21 protein-coding genes are annotated in these 25,850 nt (G+C 70.2%); 12 read left to right on the top strand and 9 right to left on the bottom strand.

The annotated features are described in order from the left end of the window. Positions 1-152 precede the first annotated feature (152 nt). The 5 genes from GobsT_RS06755 to GobsT_RS06735 all read right to left on the bottom strand — a co-directional run bounded on the left by GobsT_RS06755 (position 153) and on the right by GobsT_RS06735 (position 7,012). Positions 153-1,322, bottom strand: coding sequence for a glycosyltransferase (locus GobsT_RS06755; protein ID WP_232068337.1), 1,170 nt, complete (start codon positions 1,320-1,322; stop codon positions 153-155). 100 nt (positions 1,323-1,422) lie between these two features. Continuing rightward, positions 1,423-2,625, bottom strand: coding sequence for a TIGR03087 family PEP-CTERM/XrtA system glycosyltransferase (locus tag GobsT_RS06750; RefSeq protein ID WP_010048844.1), 1,203 nt, complete (start codon positions 2,623-2,625; stop codon positions 1,423-1,425). 62 nt (positions 2,626-2,687) lie between these two features. Next, entirely contained in the window at positions 2,688-3,518 is an 831-nt protein-coding gene (locus GobsT_RS06745) for a sugar transferase (protein WP_010048845.1), read from the bottom strand. A gap of 83 nt (positions 3,519-3,601) precedes the next feature. Next, entirely contained in the window at positions 3,602-4,318 is a 717-nt protein-coding gene (locus GobsT_RS06740; RefSeq protein WP_081471944.1) for an exosortase-associated EpsI family protein, read from the bottom strand. Positions 4,319-4,762: 444 nt separating this feature from the next. Continuing rightward, positions 4,763-7,012: a tyrosine-protein kinase family protein gene (locus GobsT_RS06735; RefSeq protein WP_010048847.1), complete on the bottom strand. Its 2,250-nt coding sequence runs from the start codon at positions 7,010-7,012 to the stop codon at positions 4,763-4,765. A gap of 560 nt (positions 7,013-7,572) precedes the next feature. Between GobsT_RS06735 and GobsT_RS06730 the strand changes: the two genes are divergently transcribed. The 4 genes from GobsT_RS06730 to GobsT_RS06715 all read left to right on the top strand — a co-directional run bounded on the left by GobsT_RS06730 (position 7,573) and on the right by GobsT_RS06715 (position 11,181). Further along, a complete protein-coding gene (locus GobsT_RS06730) occupies positions 7,573-8,673 on the top strand; it encodes a polysaccharide biosynthesis/export family protein (protein WP_010048848.1) in 1,101 nt (366 codons plus the stop codon). Between the two features lie 346 nt (positions 8,674-9,019). After that, entirely contained in the window at positions 9,020-9,604 is a 585-nt protein-coding gene (locus tag GobsT_RS37570) for a hypothetical protein (protein ID WP_010042809.1), read from the top strand. Positions 9,605-9,658: 54 nt separating this feature from the next. Next, positions 9,659-10,147 carry a hypothetical protein gene (locus tag GobsT_RS06720; protein ID WP_010042811.1) on the top strand — a complete coding sequence of 163 codons (489 nt, stop codon included), beginning with the start codon at positions 9,659-9,661 and terminating at the stop codon, positions 10,145-10,147. 98 nt (positions 10,148-10,245) lie between these two features. Continuing rightward, positions 10,246-11,181, top strand: coding sequence for an NAD-dependent epimerase/dehydratase family protein (locus GobsT_RS06715; protein WP_010042813.1), 936 nt, complete (start codon positions 10,246-10,248; stop codon positions 11,179-11,181). 220 nt (positions 11,182-11,401) lie between these two features. Here GobsT_RS06715 and GobsT_RS37565 read toward each other — a convergent pair whose 3' ends face one another. Both GobsT_RS37565 and GobsT_RS06710 read right to left on the bottom strand, forming a co-directional pair. Further along, positions 11,402-11,551 carry a hypothetical protein gene (locus GobsT_RS37565; protein ID WP_010042814.1) on the bottom strand — a complete coding sequence of 50 codons (150 nt, stop codon included), beginning with the start codon at positions 11,549-11,551 and terminating at the stop codon, positions 11,402-11,404. A gap of 68 nt (positions 11,552-11,619) precedes the next feature. Continuing rightward, the gene (locus GobsT_RS06710) at positions 11,620-12,024 is read right to left on the bottom strand and encodes a hypothetical protein (RefSeq protein ID WP_010042817.1); all 405 of its coding nucleotides are present in this window, start codon (positions 12,022-12,024) and stop codon (positions 11,620-11,622) included. A gap of 1,219 nt (positions 12,025-13,243) precedes the next feature. Between GobsT_RS06710 and GobsT_RS06705 the strand changes: the two genes are divergently transcribed. From GobsT_RS06705 to GobsT_RS06695, 3 genes are read left to right on the top strand one after another with little or no spacing between them, the layout of a single operon-like run. Further along, a complete protein-coding gene (locus GobsT_RS06705) occupies positions 13,244-14,455 on the top strand; it encodes a DUF1552 domain-containing protein (protein WP_010042823.1) in 1,212 nt (403 codons plus the stop codon). A gap of 54 nt (positions 14,456-14,509) precedes the next feature. After that, on the top strand, positions 14,510-17,116 hold the full coding sequence (locus GobsT_RS06700; protein ID WP_010042825.1) for a DUF1592 domain-containing protein: 2,607 nt from the start codon (positions 14,510-14,512) through the stop codon (positions 17,114-17,116). A 9-nt stretch (positions 17,117-17,125) separates the two neighbouring features. Further along, positions 17,126-17,698 (top strand): hypothetical protein, encoded by a 573-nt coding sequence (locus GobsT_RS06695; protein ID WP_029601018.1) that lies wholly within the window; start codon positions 17,126-17,128, stop codon positions 17,696-17,698. 290 nt (positions 17,699-17,988) lie between these two features. On the opposite strand, the gene GobsT_RS06690 is transcribed toward GobsT_RS06695, so the two are convergent. After that, positions 17,989-18,228 carry a putative signal transducing protein gene (locus GobsT_RS06690; RefSeq protein WP_010042828.1) on the bottom strand — a complete coding sequence of 80 codons (240 nt, stop codon included), beginning with the start codon at positions 18,226-18,228 and terminating at the stop codon, positions 17,989-17,991. A 277-nt stretch (positions 18,229-18,505) separates the two neighbouring features. Between GobsT_RS06690 and GobsT_RS40435 the strand changes: the two genes are divergently transcribed. The 4 genes from GobsT_RS40435 (at position 18,506) to GobsT_RS06675 (ending at position 23,436) form a co-directional block, all read left to right on the top strand. Further along, positions 18,506-18,628: a hypothetical protein gene (locus tag GobsT_RS40435; protein ID WP_010042830.1), complete on the top strand. Its 123-nt coding sequence runs from the start codon at positions 18,506-18,508 to the stop codon at positions 18,626-18,628. A 23-nt stretch (positions 18,629-18,651) separates the two neighbouring features. Then, positions 18,652-20,007 (top strand): ATP-binding protein, encoded by a 1,356-nt coding sequence (locus GobsT_RS06685; protein WP_081471736.1) that lies wholly within the window; start codon positions 18,652-18,654, stop codon positions 20,005-20,007. After that, positions 20,004-21,395, top strand: coding sequence for a sigma-54-dependent transcriptional regulator (locus GobsT_RS06680; RefSeq protein WP_010042835.1), 1,392 nt, complete (start codon positions 20,004-20,006; stop codon positions 21,393-21,395). Before GobsT_RS06685 ends, GobsT_RS06680 begins: the two co-directional genes overlap by 4 nt. Before the next feature lie 223 nt (positions 21,396-21,618). Further along, on the top strand, positions 21,619-23,436 hold the full coding sequence (locus GobsT_RS06675) for a hypothetical protein (RefSeq protein ID WP_010042837.1): 1,818 nt from the start codon (positions 21,619-21,621) through the stop codon (positions 23,434-23,436). Positions 23,437-23,515: 79 nt separating this feature from the next. Here the strand turns inward: GobsT_RS06675 and GobsT_RS06670 are convergent, their stop codons facing one another. Then, the gene (locus GobsT_RS06670; protein WP_010042839.1) at positions 23,516-24,397 is read right to left on the bottom strand and encodes an XrtA system polysaccharide deacetylase; all 882 of its coding nucleotides are present in this window, start codon (positions 24,395-24,397) and stop codon (positions 23,516-23,518) included. 547 nt (positions 24,398-24,944) lie between these two features. Here GobsT_RS06670 and GobsT_RS06665 point away from each other — a divergent pair. Continuing rightward, positions 24,945-25,709, top strand: a complete 765-nt coding sequence (locus GobsT_RS06665; RefSeq protein WP_010042843.1) for a hypothetical protein — start codon at positions 24,945-24,947, stop codon at positions 25,707-25,709. The last annotated feature ends 141 nt before the right edge of the window (positions 25,710-25,850 follow it).

Genomic DNA, 25,850 nt, shown 5'->3' with positions numbered 1-25,850 from the left:
ATGGATGCGAACCGAAGAAGCAATGGCCGCAAAAAAGCACAAAAAGCACAAAAGGAAATCAAAAATCATTCCATCCTTACGCAATCTACTCCTTGGCTTTTGCTTCTTTTTTGTGCTTTTTGTGCTTTTTTGCGGCCATTGCTTCTCCTTATTCACCGGGCCAGGAGTTCGTCGTACAGGCGGGCGAGGCGCTGCATCCGGGTGGCGAAGCTGTACCGCGTTTCGACGGTGCGCCGGCCGGCCGCCCGGAACATCTCCCGCAGGCCGTCGTTCTTCAGTAACCCCGCCAGGGCCCGGGTGAGCCCGTCGAGGTCGCCGGCGTTCACCAGGAACCCGTTGCGGCCGTCCTGCACGAGCCGCGGCACGCCGTTTACCCGCGTGGAAACCACGGGCACCTCGAGCGCCATGGCCTCGAGCAGCACGTTCGGCAGCCCTTCGCGCAGGCTGCTCAGGGCGAACACGTCCATCGCCTCGAAGAAGCCGCGGACGTCGGCCTGCCAGCCGGCGAGCCGCACCCGCTGGCCCAAGTCTAGCTCGCGAATGAGGGCCTCGAGCGGCCCGCGCTCGCCGCCCTCGCCCACGATCACCAGCCGCGCGTCCAGGCCCCGCGCGACGAGCTGATGAACACTACGGATCAGGACGTCGAACCCTTTCTCGCCCGACAGCCGGCCGACCGCGCCGATCAGGAGCCCGTCCGGCGGGAGCCCGAGCGCCGCCTTCGCCGTCGCGCGGGTCTGGCGCCGCGCGTACTCGGCCGTGTCGATGCCGTTCTCCAGCAGCACGCAGCTCTTGGCCGGCACGCCGACGCGGAGGCACTCTTCCAGCAAGTCGTCCGAAACGCAGATGACACGCTCGTACCGGGGAATGCAGAGCTGGTCGATGCGGTAGTACAGCGGGGTGCGGCTGGTGTGCTGCACCCACCCGTGGACGGTGGTGACCAGGCGCATCGGCCACAGCCGCTTGAGCAAGAGCCCGAGGGCGTTCGTCTTGTAGTCGTGGCCGTGCCAGACGGTGACCCGTTCCCGCTTGCACACCGCGAGCATCTGCGAGATGACGCGCCAGTCCCACGCGCCGCGGTCCGGGATCGACACGAGCGGCGCGCGGTACCGCTCGGCCTTTTGCTTCAGCACCTCGAACCCGGGGTCGCCGGGCGGGTGCATGTACGCGCACACCATCTTGTAGCCGAGCGGCTCCAGGAACCGCGGCGAGTTCAGGATGGTCTTCTCCGGACCGCCCCCGGCGCCGGTCACGACGCGGGCGTCCAGCACCACCGGCGGGGCCGGCGGCTCGGGCGGTCGGTCGGCATCGAGGGCTTCGGACAAGGTCGTAAACGGTTGTGACAAAGAGTCGGCAATGTCCACGGCGGGTAGTGGAGTTAGTGTAGGTCGGAGACCGGCTCCGCGGTGAGGGGCGCGGAGGCAATCAGGGTTGTGCGAAAATCGCGTCGGCCAGCGGTAGCAAACAGCGTTCCCAGTGGTGATGCTGCTCGACGTATTTTCGGGCCGCGGCCCCCAGCTCCTGTCGCCGCGCCGCATCGGTGAAGAGTTCGGACACGCCGCGCACCCAGTCCTCGCGGCTCGCGGCGCTCAGGAGGTGGACGCCGGGCTCGGTGCCGAGCGCCGCCAGCGCGGGCGGGGCGGCGACGACCGCTTTCGCCATCGCCATCGCTTCCAGCACCTTGTTTTGCACCCCGCGGGCGAGCCGCAGCGGCACCACCACCACGCTCGAAGAGGCCACAAACGGCCGCACATCCGGCACCTGGCCGACGAGCTTCACCCCCGGCAGGTGCGCCAACGCGCGAACCGCCGGGGACGGCTTCCGGCCGATGATGCGGAACTCGGCGTGCGGGAACCGGGCGTGGACCTCCGGCCAGACGTCCCGCGCGAACCACACCGCGGCGTCTTCGTTGGGCAGGTAGTCGAGCGCCCCGACGAACGCGCACGCCTGCTGCTGCTCGCACCCCGCCGGCGCGAAATAATCCAGATCGACGCCGTTGGTCGCGACGGTGGCGGCGCCAGCGTGCGTGAACGAGTCGTAAACCTGTGCTTCCGCGCGGCTAACAACGCTTGCCGCCCGGACCCGGCCGGCGAGCGCCTTCTCGACCTTGCGGACGCGGGCGGATTCGAGCCGGTACAGCCACCGCTTGGGCGGCCGGCTCGCGGCCGCGAAGTCGAGCCACTTCTCGCTGTCCACGTCGATCAGGTCGACGACCGCGGGCACGTGCCGCAGCGCCGGGAGCCGCAGGTACGGGACCAGGGCGGACGACGACGCGACGGCCGCCGCGAAGACGGTTTCCGCGGCCCAGGCCGAAAGCGTGCGCGCGAGCTGGTGGGAGCGGAACAGCCCCTCGGACAGGCTCGCGCCGGTCGCCAGGCTCAGCCCGGCGCGGAGCCACCGCGTGCGGGCGCCCACAGGCACGACCGCGACCCGCTCGCACAGCCCGTTCAGGGCGGCGAGCGTTTCGGGCGGGACCGCCTCGTCCGCGAGGCACCCGAGCCAGACGCGGCCGCGGGCGGCCATCTGCCGGAGCAGGTGGTACGTGCGGATGCGGTCGCCCTTGTCCGGCGGGTACGGGACGCGGTGCGTCAGATAGAGGACACGCGGGAGAGAGGGTGAGCCGACCAAACGAGCACCGACGGGGGAAGTGTCTTCGCGTGCTGGAAGGAACGCGGCGCGGCGAGGGCCGGTCACGCCGGTTGGAGCACGGCGACCGGGGGGGCGCCGGCGGGCGGCTTCACGACGTTCGCCAGGAACCCGGCCGCGACCGTCCGGCGGCTCGGCAGCAGGAACAGGCGCCGGAGCGTGGTCGGTCCCGCCTTGCACGCGCGGAGCAGGGTCGCGCCGATCAGCCGCAGGTCCAGGAACAGGCTCTGGTTCTCGACGTAGTACAGGTCGTACACGATCTTGTAGCGGACGCTGGTCACGTCGCTGTCGGCGTCGAGCTGGCACTGCGCGAGGCCGGTCACGCCGGGCTTCACGCGGAGCCGGTGCCGGTACCCGGGGACGAGGTGGTTCAGCCCCTTCGCCTGGATCACTTCCGGGCGCTCCGGGCGCGGGCCGACCAGGCTCATGTCGCCCATGAGGACGTTGAGCAGTTGGGGCAGTTCGTCGATGTGCGACGTCCGCAGGAACTTCCCGATCGGGGTGACGCGGCTGTCGCCCTTCTGCGACCACTGGATGCCGGAGGTCGCTTCCACGTTGGCCCGCATCGAGCGGATCTTGATGATCTTGTACTTGCGCCCGTTCAGCCCGACGCGGGTCTGGGTGTAGAACACCGGGCCGGGGGAGGTCAGCTTCACGGCGAGCGCGGCGAGGCCGATCAGGACGAGCGCGAACGGCAGCAGCGCGAGCGCGGCGCCGTAGTCGAACGCGGTCTTGACGGCCGCGTACCAGCCGAGGTCGGCCCGGATGTCGAGGACCGTGTCGGCCGGGAGCCGGTCGATCTCGGGCCACGTCTCGCGGTTGGCGGGCGCTGGCGAATTCGGCGGCGTCAGAAGCGTCGTCGGCGCTGCGCTCATAATAGATCTGTTCTCCGGCGTCTGGGCAAATCGTATCAGCTGGTCTGGGGGGCAACAGCGCCCCCGGGTGTCGCGGCGTCCGGTCAGTTCAGAGCGGGCGGGACGCCGAGCGCCTTTTTCACTTCCGGCAGAAACTCGGTCAAAAATTCGTGTACCGGATCGGTCGCGCCGTCGCGCGGGGCGACCGGCTCGCCGCGGACAACGTACAGCTTGTACATCGCCGTTTTCAAGCCGAGTCGCGGGTTGTCGGCGGCCTCCCAGTCGCCGTCGGTGCCCCACATCCAGCAGACCCGCAGCGGGTCGCCCGGGGGGGACTGGCGCTCGAACCGGGCCGACCAATAGGAGGCACCCGTGGCCCCGACCGCGACCGTCCGTTTTTCCGGGGCGCCGGCCACCGCGTACCCGTTCCCGGCGTAGCAGTACTCCGGCGTGTGCGCCCCGATCGGGCCGCTCGGGCCGCACAAGAGTAGTACGGTCACGTCGGCCCCGGTCTTTCCGTTCCGGTAATTCCGCTGCACGTACCCGTCGGCCTCGGCCACCCGGACCACCTTCTCGTCGAGCGGAATGTCCTGGCTGGTCCACGCGCCGAACGCGCGCGGGACGCCGGTGAGTTTGGCGGCGGCGGCCTTGCGCTCCGCAGGCGCGCCCCACCGGCCCGACCGGGAACCTTCGAGGTATGCCGCCGCCCCCAGCCCAACCACCGCCAATCCGATTACCGCCCCGCGCGCCCACAAGGGCCACTCGCGCCGGGGGCGCCGCTGGGTTTGAGGGTAGAACGGGCTGGCAGGCGGAATGCTCATGTGTTCGGGTGCTTTGTTTGGTAGTGTCGTGCGGCGGGGCGGCACGGTGATCAGGCACGGACGGCGGGGAGCACGGCCCGACTCAACAAGCTCAAACCCTTACCCTTTCCTCGTCGGCTCTCGCGGCCACCCGCAAGGGGCACCGAACCCGATCGCGCGGCAGCGGTTGCGCTGCAACTCTGCGTCATTAGTTCCCGGTCTCGGGCTCCAAGTTCCCGATTCCGAACCCGCGAGAAGAGCCGGACGGAACCGGCTCGCGACCGCGTGGCACCTGAAGCGAGTGACGCGCACGATTTCTACCGGGCCGTTCAAAACGCCCCGGCTGGTGCCTGCTTCTTGTGGCACAGACGTTCCCGTCTGTGCGACCTTGCGCGCCACACAGAAACTCTCACCTGTGCCACAACGACAAAGCCCAAAACGTTGCACCAGCAATTGGACCGTGAATCAAGCGGGCAACTGCTTCACGTAGTTGTACCCGTAGGAGTACACGTCCTGCTTGATCCCGTTCACGACCGCGCCGACCAGCGGGATGTTGAGCTGGGTCAGCTTCTCGGAGGCGGTCATCACCTTCGGCAACTGGCTGATGTCCTGCATGATCGAGAACACCACGCCGTCGACGTGCTGCGCGATCAGCAGCGCGTCGGCGACCGGCAGCACGGGGCAACTGTCCACGATGACGAAGTCGAACTGCCCGCGGAGCCGGTTGAACAACGTTTCCAGCGGGTGACCTTGCGCCAGCGCGGCGATGGTCGCGTTGGAGCACTGGCCGGCCGGGATCACCCACAGGTTCGGCACCGCGGTGGCCTGGACGGCGTCGCTCACGTCCACCTCCTCGCGCAGCACCTCCGAGACGCCGGGGGTGAGCGGGACCTCGAACAGCTTCATGACGCACGGGTTGCGCAGGTCGCAGTCCACGATGAGGGTGCGCATCCCGGCGGTCGCCATGCTGGTGGCGAGCTGGCTGCTGATCGAGGTCTTCCCCTCGCCCTGGGTGGCGCTGGTCACCATCACCACCTGCATCGACTGGCTCTTGGCCGTGTGCAGCAGCATGGTGCGGGTCGAGTTGATGCTCTCGTTGAGCACGAACCGCCAGTTGGCCCCGCCGGCCTCGACCGCGGCCTGGAGGCTGGCCCGGTTCGGGAACACCGGCACGGTGCCGATCACCCGCATCCCGAGTTCGGTCACCACCTGGTCCACCCCGTCCACGCGGCGGGTGCGCCACTCCAGGAATGAGATCAGCAGCACCACCGTGAGGAACGCCCCGAGGCCGCCCACGGACGACATCGCCAGCTTCTTGTTCTGGTTGTTGTTCGGGATCTTCTCGGCCTCGCCGCGGGCGCTGGCCCGGGTCCGGCCCTCGCCCGTGCTCAACTGGAGCAGTTGCTCGTCGAGCCGGGAGAGCAGCGCCCGCTGCGGCTCCAGGTTCTTGCGCAGCGCGTCGATGCTGGCGCCGCCGCCGGCGGTGCTCTCGATCGTCTTCTTGGCCGTGTCGCGCTCGGTCCGGAGGCCGTTGCGCACCTTCTCCTTGATGGCGATCTGGTCCGCCAGGTCGCTGACCTTCTTCTGCCGCTCGGCCAGGTCGCTGAACCGGAGGGCGGTTTCGGCCTCCGTCGTCACCTGGTTCTGCACGTCGTCCAGGGCCTTCTTGTACTTGTCGGCCGCGGCCTTCAGCTCCTGGATGTACGCGTTCTCGGGGTTGGAGTTCTTCAGCTCCTTGGTGTACAGGTCGTTGGCCGCCTGCCACAGCTCGTTGGCCGCGACCACCCGCTTGTCCCGCGCGACCGCCAGCTTCAGCAGTTGCGTGTCCGCCGCGAACTTCTTGGGGTCGCGCTTCCGCTCCTCCAACTGGTCCTGGTACACGCTGAGCTGGCTCTGCAGGTCGCCGAGCTCGTGGTTGGCCGCAGTGAACATGCGGTCGAGTTCGCCGAACTTGATGTGCAGGAGCTGGGTCGAGCCGTTGGCGTCGCCCGTCCCGTTGACGCCCAGGTTCCGGGCCGTGAACTCGATCACCCGCTCGCCCTGCGCGATCTCGTTTTGCACCTCGCTGCGGCGGTTCCGGAGGTGCTCCCGCTCCTCGGTGCGGGACCGGTTGTCGAACGCGTTGGTGTCGTCGAGGTACCGCTTGATCAGGCGGTCGAGCAGCACCTTCATGTCGTCGAGGTGGTTGCCCGTCAGGGTGACTTCCAACATCTCCGGGGCCGCGACCGACACCCGGACCGCGTCCTCGAGCATCGCGACCGGGTCGTCGGCCGTTTTCACCAGCGCCAGGCTGGACACGGCCGGGTCCGCGAGCACCCGGTTGAACAGGTCGCGGTCCTTCGTCAGCAGGTAGATCTGCCGGCGCCGGTACCACTCGAAGTCTTCCTGCCCCTTGTTCGTGATGTACGCGTGCTGCGGCTGGAGCTGCACCAGCGCGCGCACCTGGTGCTTGCCGGCGGGCATGGCCAGCCACGCGCCGACGGCGACCGCCGCGGCCACGAGGGCGCCGACGAAGGTGCTCAGCACCCACCGGCGGCGGAACGCGTTCCACAGCCCGCTCGGGGTGGGCGCGGACGACACCGTCGGGCCGGGCAGGCTCGGCTGGTTGGTGTAGCTGAACGGCGACGGTGCGACCGGGGCCGGAACCCCGCCGGGGGTCGGGAACGGCGCGGGCGGCGGGCTCGCGGGCGGGTCACCGGCGATCGGACGGGCCATCGTGAGAGTCTCCGGCGTTGAGGCGCGGGCGGGCTCGCGTTCCTGCGAACCCTTCTATTTTGAGGCTCGGGCCGAAGCCGGAGCCGGGACCAGCGCGGGCGTCGGCCGAAAACCGACCGAACAACCACCCCGCCCAGCAAACTTAGCACGCGACGCGCCCGGTATTACGGCGCGGCCCGTGCGGATCTTGCTGTCGGGTGCAAATCGACCACTTTTGCCGCGTTTCCGGCTCCGCCCGTGCGGCCGGCACGTGGCCGGACGCGCCCGGAAGGCGCCGGCACCGGCGCGCGTGACAACCGGTATGCGCGGCAATATCGCTCCATCCCGACACAGTGTAACCATTCCGGCCCGGGATAGGAAAGGGCACCTGTCAAGCGGCTGGGGAAGATTTCGTGCCCCGAGAATTCCGGAGAGATCGGTTGGAGGGGAAGGTTTTTGTTGGACCGGTTGGGCGGGAGAGCCGATTAGTCAGGTAAGCACGGGTGGGACGGCGGGCCGGGCAGGCCCGCGAATTCGCACGAGCTGAACAACCCCGCGGATCGGGACAAGGAGTATAAACGATGCTGCGCCGACGCTTCTGGAAAGTGTGGCTGGCCCTGGTCGCGCTCGCCGGCTCGCTCGGCGGCGCCGGGTGCCAGTCGGCCAAGAACCTGCGGGCCGAGCGCGAGTGCTGCAAGCCGCCGGACTTCAACTGCTGCACGATCCCCAACGTGCAGGTGCCCAAAGAGCTCAACAAGGTGAGCATGCCGCCGTACGTGGTCGAGACCCCGGACGTGCTCCAGATCGACGCCATCCGGGTGATCCCGCTGCCGCCGTACCGGCTGGAAGCGCTCGACATCCTGTACCTGAGCGCCGAGAACGACTTCCAGGGCGCCCCGCTGGCCGGGCTGTACCCGGTGGACCCGGACGGGACCGTCAACCTCGGGGCCCGCTACGGCGGCACCGTCCGCGTGGTGGACCTGACCACCGAGGAGGCCCAGAAGGTGATCCAGGACAAGGTCCGCACCCAGCGGAACACCGCGAACGTGACCGTCTCGCTGGCCCAGTCCCGCGGGGTGCAGCAGATCGGCGGCCAGCACATCGTGCGGCCCGACGGCACCGTGAGCCTGGGCGGGTACGGCAGCGTGTACGTCGCCGGGCTGAGCCTCGCGCAGGTGAAGCAGGCCATCGAGGCGCACCTGTCGAAGTACCTGTACAAGCCGGAAGTGGCGGTAGACGTGTTCTCGTACAACAGCAAGTACTACTACGTCATCACGGACTTCGCGGGCAACGGCGAGCAGGTGGTGCGGTTCCCGCACACCGGCAACGAGACCGTGCTCGACGCGGTGTCGCTGAACGGCGGGCTGTCGGCGGTGTCGAGCAAGAAGCTGTGGGTCGCCCGCCCGGCCCCGGTCGAGTGCGGCAACGACCAGATCCTGCCGGTGGACTGGTGCGGCATCACCCGCAAGGGGCAGGTGAAGACGAACTACCAACTGCTGCCGGGCGACCGGGTGTACATCCTGTCGCAGCCGCTCACCAAGTTCGACACGTACATGGCGCGCACCCTGTCGCCGGTCCAGCGGGCCCTTGGTGTGACGCTGCTCGGGGCGAGCGTACAGAACCAGTTCCGGAACAACGGGAACAACGGGAACGTCGGGATCGTGGCCCCGATCATCCCCTGACGCGGGTTAAGGGTTGTAACGCCAGACCGTCGTAACGCCGGGGGCCGCCCTCGGCGTTACGACGGTCTGGCTTCAGTCGTTCCAGGTTTCGCGTGAAGCTCACAGCACACGACATGGCCTGGGGCTTTTGCCGAGCGGCTTCCCAACTTGGAACGGCCGGGCGTTCGACCACGGCGCGGCTCGCAACGGTTTTGACGGCACGCGGCGGCCGCGGGGCCACAAGAGGCGGCCGGGAACCTGCTTCGGCGGGTTCCCGGCCGCCGATGTCGTTTACGGTAGCGGAAGGGGCGCCGTGCTACGATAGCGGGACCGCCCGCTCGCGCACGGTCCAGAAGGAGTCGCAACCATGTCGTTCCGCTCGTCCGTTCTCGTGGCCGCCGTCGCCGTTCTCGGGGCGAGCGAACTGGCCCCCGTGGCGGCACAGCCGCAGGCCCCCGTTCGGCCGCGGTACAGCTCGTTCGGCAACATCTTCAGCCCGCGCCCGGCCCTCGGGGTGCAAGGCGCCGGGGCCGGGAACGCGCCGTTCATCAACCCGATCGGGCCGCAGGTGGCCGGGGGGCAGTTCGGACAAGGGTTCGTCATGCCGGGGCAACCGCTCACCGGCTTCGGCTACCCCGGACAGGTGAACTTCGGCCAAACCCTGCCGGGCGCGTTCGCGGTGAACCCGCAACTGCCCGCCACCGGCGTTGTGGGCACGTTCAACAACCTCGGCCACTGGTACCCCAGTGGGACCGGCGGGAGCGGCGGGGGGTTGGGGCACTGGTACCCGAACGGCCTCGCCAACGGGCGCGGCGCGCTCACCGGCGGCGGTGGCGGCGGGTACGGTGGGGCTGCGATGGTCGGTGGTGGCGGCGGGCTCGCCCGTCCGGGCGGGTCGCCTCTGGGCACCGCACTCGGCGTCGGCGCCGCGGTCAACTCGTTCCGCAGGTAAGAAACCGCGCCCGGACGGCGCGTTCCGCTTCTCAACCGTGAAAGGAGTCTCGGTATGAGTCTTTCTTCCCGTTTCGTTCGACTCGCAGCCGGTGCCGTAGCCGCGCTCGCGTGGGCCGGTGCGCCGGCGACCGCCGCCGACGTACCCCCGCCGCCGGTCGTCTCGGCCGCCCCGGTGGCGGTCGGTGACCCCGGTTGCGCCACGTGCGAGCACGGGGCCGCGACCGGCTCCTGCTCCACCTGCAAGCACCACGTGCTGCTCAAGAAGAATAAGACGCCGTACCAGGTGAACCTGTGCCCCGGCGCGTGCTTCGGGTACTTCCAGACGCAGTGGCGCAAGTGGGACGACGCGTGCCCGTACCCGTACCTCGGGCACGGCGTCGGTGACGCCCCGCGCCCCGCGTCCCCGGTGATTAACGTCCCGCGCCCGGGCTCGGGCGAGTTGAACCAGCCCCGCCCGCTGCCGGGCACCGACTCGAAGCCGGAGGGGAAGAGCGGGTTGCCCCCGATCCCGCCGGTCCCGGGCGGCAAGTTGATGCCGTGAGGTTGAAGTTTCGGGTTGTTGGTTCCAAGTTTCAGGCTGTGGGGCGGCGGACGCATCTGACGCCCCCATAGCATGAAACTCGGACCCAAGGACTTTCGATGTCGGCAACGTGTCTGATCACCGGCGGGGCCGGATTCATCGGCTCGCACCTCGCGGACACACTGACCGCCGCCGGCCGCACGGTTCGGGTGCTGGACAACCTCACAACGGGGCTGCCGGCGAACCTCGCGCACATCTCACCGGCCCCCGAACTCGTTCAAGGCTGTGTCACCGATCCCGATGCGGTGGCGCGAGCGGTCGCGGGGTGCGACGTGGTGTTCCACCTCGCGGCGCTCGCGTCGGTCGCCAAGAGCGTGGAAGACCCGCTCGCCTCGCACGCCGCGTGCGCGACCGGGGCGCTGACGGTGTTCGACGCCGCCCGCAAGGCCGGCGTGCGGCGGATCGTCTACGCCGGCAGCGCCAGCGCGTACGGGAACGCGTCCGACGAGGCCGGCCAGGACGAGGCCACGCCGCTGATGGCGCTGTCGCCCTACGCGGCGGCGAAGCTGGCGGGCGAGTTTTACGCGGAGGCGTTCGCCCGCACCTACGGCATCGAAACGGTGCGGCTGCGGTTCTTCAACGTGTTCGGCCCGCGGCAGCGGGCCGACAGCCCGTACTCGGGGGTGATCGCCATTTTCGCCGGGCTACTCGCGGCGGGGCGGGTCCCCACGATCCACGGCGACGGGCTCCAGTCGCGCGACTTCGTGTACGTCTCGGACGTGGCGCGGGCGCTCGTCCTCGCGGCCGACACCCCCGGCGTGTCGGGGCGGGTGTACAACGTCGGCACCGGGCGCAGCGTGAATCTGTTGGAGCTGATCGCAGAACTGAACGCGATATTGGGGACGAGCGCGGTGCCGGTCCACAGCCCGGCCCGTCCGGGCGACGTGAAGCACTCGCGGGCGCGGATCGACCGCATCCGCACCGACCTCGGCTACGCGCCCGCGGTGCCCTTCGCCGAAGGGCTGCGGCGCACGGTCGAGTGGGCGCGGCAGTAGGCTCGGCCCCCGCGCCGGCCGACACCGAATCCGTACTCGGTGAGGCCGGCGCGACATCACCCGTCTACCACCGACCCCACCGAGGCACGCTACAGGTACGGCGCGAGTACCGGCCCCCTCGCATCTGGTCGTTTCCCGCTCGCGCCGCGCGACTCATGTTCGGAGTGTGGTCCGCTCACTCCGTGCAGAGTTATTATCACGGATTGGGCGCGGTGGTAAGCTACGCGGAGTTGAAGATGTTGGGCCGGACCCGTTTGGCCTGGGCCACGAGTTCCGCGAGGTCGTGTGTGCGCATCAAGTTGAGAACCGCCAGCAGTTTGTCCAGTGCGGAGAGTAAAGCCGGGGCGGTGTGCTCGCCCCGGTGCTTCATCTGGCGCCGCTCAGCCGCACCAGCACCCCGCGCACCGCCCCCGCCTCGACCGACGGGTCCTGTTGCAGTCACCACACCGACAGGCACGCGGTGCTCGCCACCACCAACCGCCGGGCCACCGCCTCGCCCGTCTGTTGCTGCCACTGCCCGGCGTTCATCCCGGCCGTCTTGAGCAACTTGTGGTCGCTCTCGATGCACCACGCGTACCAACATGCGACCGTTGCCGCCGCGAACCGCAGCGGGGCGTTGTTGAGCAGGAACCACTCGGCCAGCACCCGTCCGTCCGGACCGAGCACCCAACTGACGATCAACCGCAATCTCAACGGGGCACCCGGTGTGCGCACCCGCTTGCCGCCGCCCACCCGATTCCGCCCGGGTCGGTCCAACACGACCGGCACTTCCGCCACCCACAGCGTACCCGCGCCCCCGGCGACCCGAACCGTCACCCCCGCGGAGCGGGCCTCGGTCACCATGGCCCACTTTGCCCCGGTTCGATGAGCGCCGGCAGTGTGACGAACTCGTGGTTCCGGAACCGGGACATGCCAAGTGCCGACGCAAAGGGCGTGGCCGTCCCCAAAAGCGTCGGGAGCACGTGGGCGGCCACGTTCACGGTGTGCGCGTGCTCACACACCAGTTGCCAGAACCGCTCTCGGTGCAACTTGTGCATACGGTCGAAATGGTACCCATAGGCCCTACTCTACCACCGCGCCCAATCCGTGGTAATACCTCTGCACGAGTGAGCGGGCCACGCCGAGAGCCAGTACACGGCTACGTGGCCCGAACTTGAAACGACCGAAATCCGGTTAATCGGTGCCCACGCCGTATTCTGTAGCCGCTCTCGTCCACGTGCCCGGTGGTTGTGTCGCATTTCTTGACGAGCCGCGACCGCCCGGGAGCGGGGCACGAACGCGCGATGGAAAGACCAAAAACAGAATGAACAGGATGAACAGGATGGAAAAATCGGCCTGTCTTCATCCTGTCGATCCTGTCAAAAGCGGCCTTCCGAACCGCGCGCCCCGCACGGGCCGCAAAACGCCACCCACGCTCGCACACGTGACCACCACCACGGCGGGTTCATGTATGCGGGGCCGGCTACGGAAGGAGACGCCTTTCCGTGTGCCAGCCGCCTGCGGCAGCGGGCGGGTGCAACGTCGGCGTGTTCGGGCCTGCGATCGATCTCATCTCGGCTGTCGCCAACGGGAAGCGACCGGACTCGGTGTCACGCCTCTCAATGCCACCCCTCAAATCCGGTGCCGGCTCCGCGCCCGACGCACCAAGTTACCAACCGCCGGGCGCGTCCGTCTATCATTCATACTGGTCGAGCCGCACGGCCGAGTTGCTCGCGCGGGTGCCTTCGACGGCTGCTCAATTGACAGAGCGTCGGCCGTAGGGTGTAATACCCGACACGGGGCCGGCGCACGGTCCGGTCGGCGCCGGAGCCGAATGACACACGCTTTAGAACCCGATTCGGCGGCGAGCAACTGGCGCTTGATGGTTTGATGTGTTTGTGATTTTAAATCGCCGCGACAGTTGACCTGTGACGCTCGCCGTTGGGGTGGCCGGAACCTTGGATTTCCGGTAACGGCGTGCTACAGTTCGAGCGGACCGGGACGGTCGCCCTTCTTCGCCATTAATTGGTCACACATAGTGAACAGAATATTCAGTCCCGCCCCGCGGCCGCTGTCGCGCCGCATGTTCCTCCGCGGCGCCGGGGTCGCGCTGGCCCTCCCGCTGCTCGACGCGATGGCCCCGGTCCGGGCCGCCGGTAAGGCCGACGTGCCGCGGCGCATGGTCGCGATCGAGACGAACATGGGGATCCTGCCGCAGTACTTCTTCCCGGAGAAGCCCGGGGCGGGGTACGCGCTCTCGCCGTACCTGGAGCGCCTCGGCAAGTTCCGCACGCAGTTCACGGTGTTCTCGGGCGTCAGTCACCCCGAGGTGACCGGCGCGCACGCCGCGGAGAAGTGCTTCCTGACGGGCACCCCGCACCCGGAGCGCGGCGGGTTCCGGAACGGGGTGTCGCTGGACCAGGTGGCGGCCGAGCAGATCGGCAACCGGACCCGCTACCCCTCGCTCGTGCTCGGCGTCGGCAACGAGGGGCAGACGCTCAGCTTCACCCGGAGCGGGGCCCCGATCCCCGTCGAGCGCAGCCCGCGGAAGCTGTTCGAGCGGCTGTTCGTTCAGGGCAAGGCGGCCGACGTGGCGGCGAGGGTGGCGGAGCTCCGCCAGGGGCGCAGCACGCTGGACTTCGTCGGCGGCCAGGCGAAGCGGCTCGACCGGTCCCTCGCCCCCGCCGACCGCGCCCGGCTGGACCAGTACTACACGAGCGTCCGCGAGCTCGAGCAGCGGCTCGCCGGCTCCGAGGCGTGGGAGCACAAGCCCAAGCCCAAGGTGGCCGCGGCCCCGCCGACGGACGAGAAGGACGGGCGCGAGTTCGCCAAACAGACGAAGCTGATGTTCGACGTGATCCGGCTCGCGCTGGAGACCGACTCGTCGCGGCTGGTGTCACTGTTCATCGACACGACGCCGATCCACAACATCACGCACCACGGGAACCGGCCCGAGGTGCTCGCCGAGCTGCGGGCGAAGGAGCAGGGCCAGTTCGACGTGCTCGCGGGGTTCTTCCAGGCGCTCACGGACGCGAAGGAACAGGGCGCCACGCTGCTGGACCGGACGATGGTCCTGTACGGCACGTGCATGGGCAGCGCGAACTCGCACTCGAACTCCAACCTGCCGGTGCTGCTGGCGGGCGGCGGGTTCAAGCACGGTCAACACCTGGCGTTCGACACGACCAACAACTACCCGCTGACGAACCTGTTCGTGTCGATGCTCCAGCGGCTCGGGATCGAGGCGCGCGAGTTCTCCACGGGCAAGGGCACCATGCGCGGGCTGGAGCCGGCGTAGCGCCCGGCCCTCCGCCCCGTCCCACCACTCACCTCGCCCCAGGCGGCACACCGTATGACTCACCCTTTCGCGCGGGCGGCGCTCGTGTGTCTCGCGGCCGCCGCCCTGCCGGCCGCGGCCGGCGCCGCGCCGCCGACCAAGTTCCTTGAGGCGCACTGCACCCGGTGCCACGACGCCGACACCAAGGGCGGCGGCCTGGACCTCGCCGCGCTCGCGTTCGCCCCGTCGGACCCCGAGAACCGCGCCCGGTGGGTCCTCGTGTACGACCGCGTCGCGCGGGGCGAGATGCCGCCGAAGGGCCGCCCGCGCCCCCCCGCGGCCGACCTCGCCGCGGCGACGGGCGCGCTCCGGGACGATCTCATCGCCGCCGAGAAGGCGGCCGCAACGGGCGGCCGCACGCGGCTCCGGCGGCTCACCCGCGGGGAGTACGAGAACACCGTCCGCGACCTGTTCGACCTCCCGGGCATCCCGCTCCAAATCGACCTGCCGCCGGACGGCACCGCGCACGGGTTCGACAAGCACGCGGACGCCCTGGACCTGTCCCACGTGAACCTGGCCAAGTACCTGGACGCCGCCGACCGCGTGCTCGACGCCGCCATCGCGACGCGGCCGACCGCCCCGAAGCCCGTCAAGCAGCGGGTGCCGCTGGCCGACTACATCGTCGGGCACGTGCTGCTGCACGGGGACGGGGTGCTGCTGCGGGACAAGAAGCCGGCCCCCGAGTTCCCGCCGGCCGGCCGGCACGCGCACCTGGACCAGGGGGCGCACGAGCGGCTGGGGGTGTTCCGGTCCGGGGCCAGCGTGGGCCTGTTCCGCCACGAGGACGAGTCGTTCGCCCCGTGCTTCGGCGAGTTCGCGGCCGTCTACCCCGGGCGGTACAAGCTGACCGCGTCGCTGTGGAGCTTCCAGTGGGACCGGGGCGCGGTGCTGCCCGCGCGCGGCACCGAGGCGGCCCGCCTGTCGGTGGTGCAGACGGCCGAGGACGGCCGCACGCGGCTGTCCGGCACGGTGCTCGGGTACTACGACGCGCCGTCCCTCACCGAACAGAAGCACCAGGTGGTGGCGTGGCTGAACCCGCGGGACAAGATCGGGTTCGACGCCGCGTCGATCGTGGGCGGGGGCACCCGCGGCCCCCAGCGGGCGATGGGGTACACCGGCCCCGGGATCGCGTGCGACTACCTGGACGTCGAAGGGCCGCTGCACGAGAGCTGGCCCCCGGTCGCGCACCAGCGGCTGTTCGGCACCCTGCCGATACGCGAGGCGGACCCTCAGAAGCACCCGGGGGTGCGGTTCCCGGTCCGCGCGCCCGAGCGGCAGCGCGTGAGCGGCAGCCTGAACAAGCCGGACCCGGTCCCCGGCCTCTGGACGGTTCAGACCGCCAAGCCGCTCGCCGACGCGGACCGGCTGCTCGCCGACTTCCTGCCGCGGGCGTTCCGCCGGCCCGTGCCGGCCGAGGTGCGGAAGCAGTACGTCCAGCGCGTCGCCGCGCGGCTCAAGGAGGGCGACTGCTTTGAGCTGGCGATGCGGTGGGCGTACCGCGCGGCGCTCTGCGCGCCGGACTTCCTCTACCACGTCGAGCCGGCCGGCGCCCTCGACGACCACGCCCTCGCGTGCCGGCTGTCGTACTTCCTCTGGAACTCGATGCCCGACGAGAAGCTGACGAAGCTCGCCGCCGCGGGCCAGCTCCGCACGCCCGGGGCGCTCCGCGCCGAAGCCGACCGCCTGCTCGCGGACCCCAAGTCGCGGCGGTTCGTCGAGGACTTCCTCGGGCAGTGGTTGAAGCTCCGGCAGTTCTGGTCGAACGAACCGGACCGCAAGCTGTACCCGGAGTTCACCCCGTACCTCGCGGACTCGATGCTCGCGGAGCCGCGGGCGTACTTCCGCGAGCTGCTCGACAGGGACCTCACCGCCGACCACCTCGTGCGGTCCGACTTCGTGATGGTCAACGGGCGGCTCGCGGCGCATTACGGCGTGCCCGGGGTGAGCGGGACACAGGTGCGGCGCGTGGCGCTGCCGCCCGGCGTGCCGCGCGGCGGGTTCCTGGCTCAGGCGGCCGTCCTCAAGGTCACCGCGAACGGCACGACCACCTCGCCGGTGCCGCGCGGCGCGTTCGTGCTGGACCGCATCCTCGGCCGGCCCCCGGCCCCGCCCCCGCCCAACACCCCGGCGGTGGAGCCGGACGTGCGCGGGGCCACCACCATCCGGGAGCAGCTCGACAAGCACCGCAACAGCGCCGCGTGCGCGTCGTGTCACGCGAAGATCGACCCGCCGGGGTTCGCCCTCGAGGAGTTCGACGTGATCGGCGGCCACCGCGCGCGGTACCGCTCGCTGGGCACGGGCGATCCGGCCCCGCGCGGCACCATCGACCCGTTCGTCAACATCAGCTTCAAACTCGGTCCGAAGGTGAACGCGAGCGGCGTGCAGCCCGACGGGCGGACGTTTACGAACTTCGCGGAGTTCCAGGCGCAACTCGCGGGCGACCGCGACCCGCTGCTGGCCAACCTCGCCGCCCAGCTCGCGGTGTACGCGACCGGCCGCGGGGTGTCGTTCGCCGATCGGGACGAGATCGCGGCCGTGGTGGCCGCGACGAATAAGGGCGGCGGGGGCACCCGCACGCTGCTGTACGAACTGGTCGAGAGCAAGTTGTTCCACACCCGCTGAGGACGAGCGTTGCGCGCCACACACGTGTCCGGTGCCCTGCTTTTGGTTGTCGGCTTCGGCACCGGCGGGGCCGCCCAGAACAAGGGCCAGCCCGCGCCGAAGCCCGAGCGCGCCACGTTCCGCGTGCTCGGGCTGTTCAGCCCCGACCGCGAGACCGACCTGCGCGAGGCGTTCAAGGCGGTCGCGGACGTGACCCTGGTCGGGGTCAACTTCGCCGACGCCGAGGTCACCGTTGAGTTCGTGCCCGCGAAGGCGTTCCCCGGGGCGAAGCCCGAGCAGGTCGCCGAGCGGCTGGACCAGAAGTTGCGGGAGGCGAGCCGCAACACCTTCGGGGCGAAGCCCCGCCGGACGGTGCCGCGCGACAAGCTCAAGGAGGTCGTGATCCCGGCCCCCGTACTCGACTGCAAAGCGTGCTGCCTCGCGGCTTACGAGGCCGTGGCGAAGATCGACGGGGTGGAGCAGGCGACCGCGACGTTCAAAGACGGGGGGAAGGTGACGGCGCTCATCGACCCGACGCGGACCGACCGCGCGAAGCTCGAAGACGCGCTCCGGGGCGCCGGCGTCCCGGTCCCCAAGATGTGACCGGCTTCCGTCGCCCGTTCTCCACAGGCGGCGTCCTGGCGCGTTCTTCGGTTACAGGGCGCCGGAGCGGCGGTGGTGAACGGGCTCTCAATAAGGGCGCTCTCGTTCCGGCCAGCTTCGCCGCGACACACACTCGTCGTTTTCACTCGCGCGTCTCACCCGGCCGATGGTCCCGACAATGTGAGCGCGTCCCAAACGGGTGCGGCGGGCGGGCGCGGGAGAGAGCCCTCCCGCGCCCGCCCGCCGCACAAGCTCCCGCACCTGACAGCACGAGCCCGCGCCGCCGGGCCTCATTCCTTGGCCGCCGCTCGTTGCTCCTCTTCCGTGAGCAGTTCCGTGGCGCGCTCCAGGTCCTCTTCCTTCACCCACAGTTCGGTTGAACCGGAGAGCGCCGAGCCGAGGCTTGCGGACAGTTCGGTGCCGACCACGCGGCTCTCGATTCCCACCTCCCTCAGCTTCCCCTGGTACACCTCGACCAGCACCAGCGGGCCGGCGAACACCCGCACCACGTTCCCGTCGTCGCGTTTCATCTGGTTGCTCCTCGCATGACCGCGCCGGAACGCTCCAGCCGGTGTGCGTTCACCCATTGAGCAACAAGTGTGCCGGCCTGCCGCTGAGGACCGGGCCGGGGCGCGCGCCGCAGCCGCACATGCCGGGCACACGTGCGTGTGCCGGTTCCGCACACCGCGCTGCCAGAGTGCGTGAAAACGGGCCGATTATCACGCACAACCGGCCGATCTGGACGCCGTTCGTTGCGGCACACCGATTGCGATTGGCCCCGGCACCGCAACTATCAGAGGGGACGCAATGCAAGCGCTCATCATGCTGGGCTTCGGGGCCGTGTTGGTGACCATCCTGGTTTGGTTCAGCAACCTGTTGTTTCGCCACGCGCCGCGCCCCGAAGGGTCCGGCGCGGCGAATAGCCGTTGACGGTGGGTAGCCGAGCGGGAACCATGAGCAGTGGGGCCGGAATGTTACTCGATCCCACACAAACGGGCGCCCTGTACCCCGCGGGGCCGTCCGCCAGGAGCGCCGCACGCGCGCGTATCTCCTTGATCCAACTGGCCGAGATACTGGACGTCGCCGAGGACGCGGTCATCACCACCGACGCGCGCCGCGACATCGTGCTGTTCAACCGCGGCGCCACCGTGCTGTTCGGGTACACCGCCGAGGAGATGCTGGGCCGGTCCATCGACCTGCTGCTGCCCGAGCGGTTCCGCGCCCGGCACCCGGAGCAGATGGAGGAGTTCGCCCGGTCCCCGGCGCCGGCCCGGCTCATGGGGGCGCGGCGCGAGGTGTTCGGGCGGCGCAAGGACGGGTCCGAGTTCCCGGCGGAGGTGTCGATCTCGAAGTTCGGCGCCGGGGCCGAACTGCTGTTCACCGCGATCGTGCGGGACGCCACCGAGCGCAAGCGGTACGAGGCCGCGCAGCGGGAGCTGGAGCACCTCCGCGCGCAGGCCGAACTCGCCGACGCGCAGGCCCGCGCGGAGGCGCAGCTCCGCGAGACCGCCCGGCAGCGGGAGCAGGCGCTCGCGGAGCTCCAGGCCAAGACCGAGGAGCTGCGGGCCACCACCCAGCAGCTGTGGCAGGCCGCCAAGCTCGCGGGCGTGGGCGAGCTGGCCGCCAGCATCGCCCACGAGCTGAACAACCCGCTCGGCACGGTGAGCCTACGCATCGAGGGGCTGCTCGCGAAGACCCCGGCCGACGACCCGCGGCGGCGGCCGCTCGAGGTGGTCGAGGGCGAGGTCGAGCGCATGGCCGGCCTGGTCGCCAACCTGCTCCAGTTCAGCCGGGCCGGGCGGGACCAGGTGTCCACCGTGGACGTGTGCGAGGAGGTGAGCCGGACCGTCGACCTGGTGGCCCACCACCTGCGCAAGCACGGGGTGCTCGTGGAGCCCCAGTTCGCCCCCGGGGTGCCGCACATCCACGCCGACCGGCAGCACCTGCGGCAGGTGTTCCTGAACCTGTTCACCAACGCCGCGGACGCGATGCCCCGGGGCGGCCGGCTGGTGCCCCGGGTGCGGGCCGGGGCGCTGCCCGACGGGCGCCCGGCGGTGGTGATCGAGATCGCCGACACGGGCGTCGGCATCCCGGCCGAGCTCCGGGACCGCGTGTTCGAGCCGTTCTTCACCACCAAGGAGGAGGGGAAGGGGACCGGGCTGGGGCTCGCCATCTGCCGCCGCATCGTCCAGCAGCACCACGGCACGCTCGAGGTGGAGAGCGCCCTGGGGGCGGGCACCACCATCCGCATCACGCTCCCCACCCGCCCCGACACGAACGTGGACCGCCTGCGAGACGCACCCCCATGACCGGCGACCAACGGAACCCGCGCGGCAAGCTCCTGATCGTCGACGACGAGGTGGAGCTGATGCGCGCGCTGTGCGAGTCGCTCACCGACGCCGGGTTCGAGGCCCGCGGGCTGTCGGACCCGGCGCTCGCGGCCGACGCGCTGCGCGAGGGCGAGCCCGACGTGCTGCTCTCGGACCTGATGATGCCCGGCACCGACGGCATCCAGTTGCTCCGCCGGTGCCTGGAGGCGGACCCGCACCTGGTCGGCATCATCATGACCGGCCAGGGCACCATCCAGACCGCCGTGGAGGCGATGAAGGCCGGGGCGTTCGACTACGTGCTGAAGCCGTTCCGGCTCCAGCAGGTGCTGCCGGTGCTGGACCGGGCGATGGAGGTGCGGCGGCTGCGGCGCGAGAACGCGAACCTGCGCCGGTACGTGCAGCGGCTCACGTTCGAGTCCGACCGGTACCGGATCGTCGGGTCCGGCCCGGCGGTGCGGAAGGTCGTCCAGCTCATCGAGAAGGTCGCGCCCACGACCGCGACGGTCCTCGTCCGCGGGCCGAGCGGCACCGGGAAGGAGCTGGTGGCGCGGGCCGTCCACGGGAACAGCGCCCGCCGCGACAAGCCGCTGGTGACGGTCAACTGCGCCACCCTGCAGGAGACGCTCCTGGAGAGCGAGCTGTTCGGGCACGAGAAGGGCGCGTTCACCGGCGCCGACCGCCCCAAGCCCGGCCTGTTCGAGGTGGCCGAGGGCGGCACCCTGTTCGTGGACGAGGTCGCGGAGATGGCGCCCGCGCTCCAGGCGAAGCTGCTCCGGGTGCTGGAGGACGGGCACTACCGCCGGGTCGGGAGCACCCAGGAGAAGCGGGCCGACGTGCGCATCATCGCGGCCACCAACAAGCCGCTCGAGGCCGAGCAGAAGGCCGGGCGGTTCCGCGAGGACCTGTTCTTCCGGCTCAGCGTCATCACCGTCGACCTGCCCGCGCTCAAGGACCGGCGGGAGGACGTGCCGGAGCTGATCCAGCACTTCCTCCACACGCGGCAGGTGGGCCGCGGGCCGATGACCGTCGACCCGGCGGCGCGGTCCCTCCTGTGCCGGTACGACTGGCCCGGGAACATCCGCGAGCTGGCCAACGTGCTGGAGCGGGCGCAGATCCTGGCCGAGGGGAGCGTCATCACGCCCGACGACCTGCCGGACAACCTCGCCGCGGGGAGCGGGCCGCCCGCCGCGGGCGAGGAGCCGGCCCCGACGACCGGCCCGGACGACCTGGACCGCGTCGAACGGCACCACGTCCGCGACGTGCTGCACCGGCACGGGGGGAACAAGGTGCAGGCGGCCAAGGCGCTGGGCGTGAGCCGGCGCACGCTGTACCGGCTGATCGACAAGTACAAGCTCAGCGGCGAGTGACGCCGGGGCGTGCTGAAGACCGATCGTTTGTAGCGCCTCGGCTTGTCGTCACAGCGCGCGGCCCGCGCCCGCTCCGTTCGGCATCCGCAGCTCCCCAACGGCACCTGGGCCCCGCCCGCCCCCGCCCCCGCCCCGGGCGGCGCCGCCCCCGGGGCTATTCGCGCGCCGCGCACCGCGTTATCATGCCCGCATGGCGCCACCCGCGCCGCACCGAGGTCATGCCATGTCCCTCCTGTTCCGCGCCGCACTCGCGGCGGCCACTCTCGGCTCGCTGCTGGCGCTCGCGCCGGCCGCCGGGGCGGCGCCGGTCCCCGGCGCCGCCGGGAAAGCGGTCACGTTCCCGTTCCCGGCGAACGCGCCGGTCGCGGTCCAACTCACCGGCGTCGGGGCCGCCCGCGAGCGGCTCTCGGCCATGCTCAAGGCGGCCCTCCCGGACGAAGCCAAGGAGCTCGACAAGCAGATCGACGAGGCGCTGAAGCCGGCCCTCGCGGACCGCAAGCTGACCGCCGTGCCGAAGGACGGCCGCGTGTTCGTCGTGGTGAGCGACATCGCCAGCCTGTTCGAGGGCGAGCCCGCGTTCGCGGTGCTGGTGCCGGTGAGCAGCTACAAGGAGTTCAAGGCCACGTTCCTCACCGCCGACGAGCGCAAGACGCTCGGCGAGGGCAAGGGCGTGGACGAGGCGAAGCTGAGCCTGATGGGGGCCGAGCACACGGTCTACATGGTGGACCTGAAGGAGTACGTCGCGCTCACGCCCGACAAGGGCACCGCGGACGTTTACGCCGGCAAGTTCACCCGCGCCACCACCGCCGCGATGCCGGCCGAGCTGGCCCGCTCGTTCGTGGGCAGCGACCTGGCCGTCTACCTCAACGCCGACGCCATCAACGGCAAGTACGCGGAGCAGATCAAGGGCTTCAAGATGCTCATCGACTTCGGCCTCCAGCAGGCCGAGATGGGCGGGATGCTGCCCGGCGTCAACAAGAAGCAGCTCGCGGCCGCGAAGGTGATGCTCGGCGGCGCGTTCCAGGCGCTGGAGGACTGCCGCGGGGTGGTGCTCGGGGCAGAGTTCCGGCCCGAGGGGCTGAACCTGCGGTTCCAGGCGCAGTTCGCCGACGACACCGCCAGCGCGGCGGTGCTGAAGGCCGAGAGCCCCGGGGCGCTCGCGGACATCGGCAAGCTCCCGGCCGGGCTGGGCCAGTACGCCGCGACGAAGTTCGGCAAGAGGTTCCACGACATGATGAAGGGCCTGAACCCCGAGTTCGCCCCCGCGGACGACGACGAGAACGGCAACGCGGCGCTGGAAAAGCACCTCACGGCCCTCCACGCGGCGGGGCCGCAGGGCGAGGTGAGCGGGTCCGGCGGGGCCGGGACGAACTTCACCGCCGCGAAGTACACCGACGCGAAGAAGGCCGTGGCGGCGCTGACCGGGTGCTACGAGGCGATGGCCGCCGGCGGGCGGCTCAACAGCGCGATACTCAAGGGCGCCCCGAAAATCACCAAGGACGCCCGGAAGCACGGGGCGTTCACCTTCACCGAGGTGCGGGTCGCGTTCGACTTCGAGGCCACCGTGAAGGACCTCCCGGAGGGGCTGAAGGAGAACACCATCGCCCAACTGAAGCGGGCGCTGACCGAGCAGATGACGCTGTGGATCGGCACCGACGGCAAGACCGTGATCCAGGTGACCGCGAAGGACTTCGGCGCGGCGGCGGCGGCAGTGGACGCGTTCCTCGACCCGAAGACGCCCGTGGGCGAGACGGACGGCTTCAAGCTGACCCGCAAACAGCTCCCGGCCGACGCGAACGCCCTGGTGCTGGCCGAGACGGGGCAACTGGTCACCGTGCTGCTCGACTCGCTGAAGGCGATGCAGGACACGGTCCCCGGGTTCCCGCGGCTCGGGAAGGTGCAGCCGCTGAAGGGGGAGCCGACGTTCATCGGGATCGCGGTCACGCTGAAGGACGCCGCGACGCTGAACGTGTTCATCCCGGGCGAAGCGCTGGCGGCCGGGAAGAAGATCATCTCCCGGCTGTTGACGAACGTCGAGTAGTCCGACCCGTGGCGCCCGCCCGCGCGGCCGCGCGGGCGGGCCGGAAACGCCGCACCAAATCGGGCCGCGGCTCCGGTCGCTAGGCGACGCGAAACCGCGGAAGCGGGACGCCGCTCGCCCGGATCGCGCGCACCGCATCGATCGCCCGGGTGAACGGGAACGCCCGCAAGAGGCTCGCCAGCCGGGCGGTCGTGCGGTCCACCCCCACATACGTCCGCCAGCGCGACAGCCGCTTCAGCGGGAGCCGCGGTTGCCCGGGATCGAACTCCCACGGGTGGAAGTACAACATCCCCACGTTCGGCCCCGCCGCCCGCGCCGCCTGCCGCAACCCGGCCCGCATCACCGCCAGCGGGAACAGCCGGAAGTACCCCCCGCCCGCGACCGGAAGGTTCACGCCGCCAACACGATAGGTCAGCGGCGGTAGTTCCAATATCTCGCCCGCCGCCCCCTGCGCGACGAACGGCCCCCGGGGCGCGTCCGGCACCCCGTACCGGTCGTGGCGCACCGGGAAAATGGAGCTGTCGTACACGAACCCGCAGTCCGCGAGCGCGTCGACCGCCCAGCCGGTTTCGCGCATCACGCTAAAGGTCGGCGCGCGGAACCCGAACACCGGGGCGCCGGTCACCTGTTCCAGCGCGTCCTTACTGGCCCGCAGGTCGTCGCGGAAGCTCGCGGGGGTGAACCGGTGGACCCGCCGGTGATCCCAACTGTGCGACCCCACCTCGTGCCCGGCCGCGTGAATGTCCCGCACCAGCCCCGGGTGCGACCGGGCGATCTCACCGACCACGAAGAACGTGGCCAGGACCTGCGCCTCGGCGAGTTGTGCGAGGAGCCGCCGGGTCGCGGCCTCCATGCGGGTCGCGTAGTCGGCCCGAAGCTCGGCGGGGCAGTTGAGCCCCACCGCGGCCTCGATCCGGAAATGCTCCTCAATGTCGAAACTCGCGACGTTGGCCGCACTCACTCTCCGCCCCCTTTCAACCACCCCACCCGGTCCGGCCCGGGCCGCCCGACCGAAAAGGTAGCACCGGGCCGCCGGCGGGCTCAAGTCGGCCGCGCCCAGGACCGAGTGTTAACTTCTGGATGCGCTGCCGTTCGTCCCAGTGTTCAGGGGCGGAAATGAACCCGGTGCGCAAGATTTCACACGCCGCCAGCGTACTACCCGAGGCGACGTGCGAAATCCTATCCGGAACAGTAGTTGCGTTCGCCGGCATCGGCGATTTCTGATTTTGCAGATTTGACATTGCGTTTGCCACGCGAAATCGGGATTCTACCGGGAATCGGGTTGACACTGTAGGGGGCATCCCGCTTTCCTAATGTGGTAGACCCGCGGACGACCGCGAGAGTCGCAACGCCGGGCGCCCCTTCAACGCCCGTCCCGGTTCGATCAGAAGGCGAACGCGGCTGGTCGCACGGCTCCGTCACCCCTCTCGGTAAGGTGGGGTGGTTCGAGGTCCGGGCAAGTGCTATCACTCGTTCCGCCCAACCGCTTCAGACAGGAGCACACCGTCATGTTTCTGCGCCAGTTCCGTCGGACCATCGCGAGCTTGGCGGTTGTCGCCGCAATTGCCGCCTCACCGGCCGAATCGAAGGCCGGCGTGCAGATCCTCGTTGAGGAGATCAACAACGGTTCCGTCGTCGGCTCCCAGTACGCGACCCTCTCCGGGTCCGGGATCACGACCTTCAACGGCACCGCGTTCACCAACGTGCTCGTGACGGTCAGCTCGAACAGCGCGGCCGGCAGCCCGATCGCCTCGCTGACCCCCTCGTTCAGCGGCCAGTTGACCGACAAGTTCAACGTCGCCCTGGACCAGTTGCGGATCACCGTGACCGACGACGGGTTCACCCCGAACGGCAACCTGGGCACGCTGCGGGTCGAAACCAGCGGCTCCACCGGGTTCGCGAGCGGGACCGAAGCCGTGTCCAGCACGACCCGGCTCTACAACCCGAACGCGGGCTCCCAGGTGCCGGCGAGCAGCATGACCCAGCTCGCCAACGGGCAGACGATCGCCGGCCCGATCAACCTGACCACCCCGAACGGCATCAAGGTCACCGGCGAGAGCGAGGTCAACGGCCTGGTCAGCCCGTTCGCGATCCAGCAGACCCTGACCGTGTCGTTCAGCGGCGACATCCCGGCGGGCGCCACGTTCGGCGCCACCGGCGGCGCGAGCGTCACCGCGGCCGCCGCCGTTCCGGCCCCGGGCGGGCTGGTCCTGGCCTGCTTCGCGCTGCCGCTGATCGGCCTCCGCCGCGCCTTCCGCAAGCCGGCCGAGTGACCGCCGGGCTGTGCGGTTCCAGGTCGAGCTAAAATGTGCTACTTTGGACGGGGGTAACGGTTGTTACCCCCGTCCGCGTTTTTTGGGGCCGGTAGCAGCCCGCGCGAGCCCTCCCCGCCCGCCGGCCCGCCCCGATCCGCC

Source organism: Gemmata obscuriglobus (assembly GCF_008065095.1).
GTDB classification, from domain to species: domain Bacteria; phylum Planctomycetota; class Planctomycetia; order Gemmatales; family Gemmataceae; genus Gemmata; species Gemmata obscuriglobus.
The sequence above is the reverse complement of the archived record's forward strand: the minus strand, read 5'-3'. Positions and strand labels throughout refer to the sequence as shown.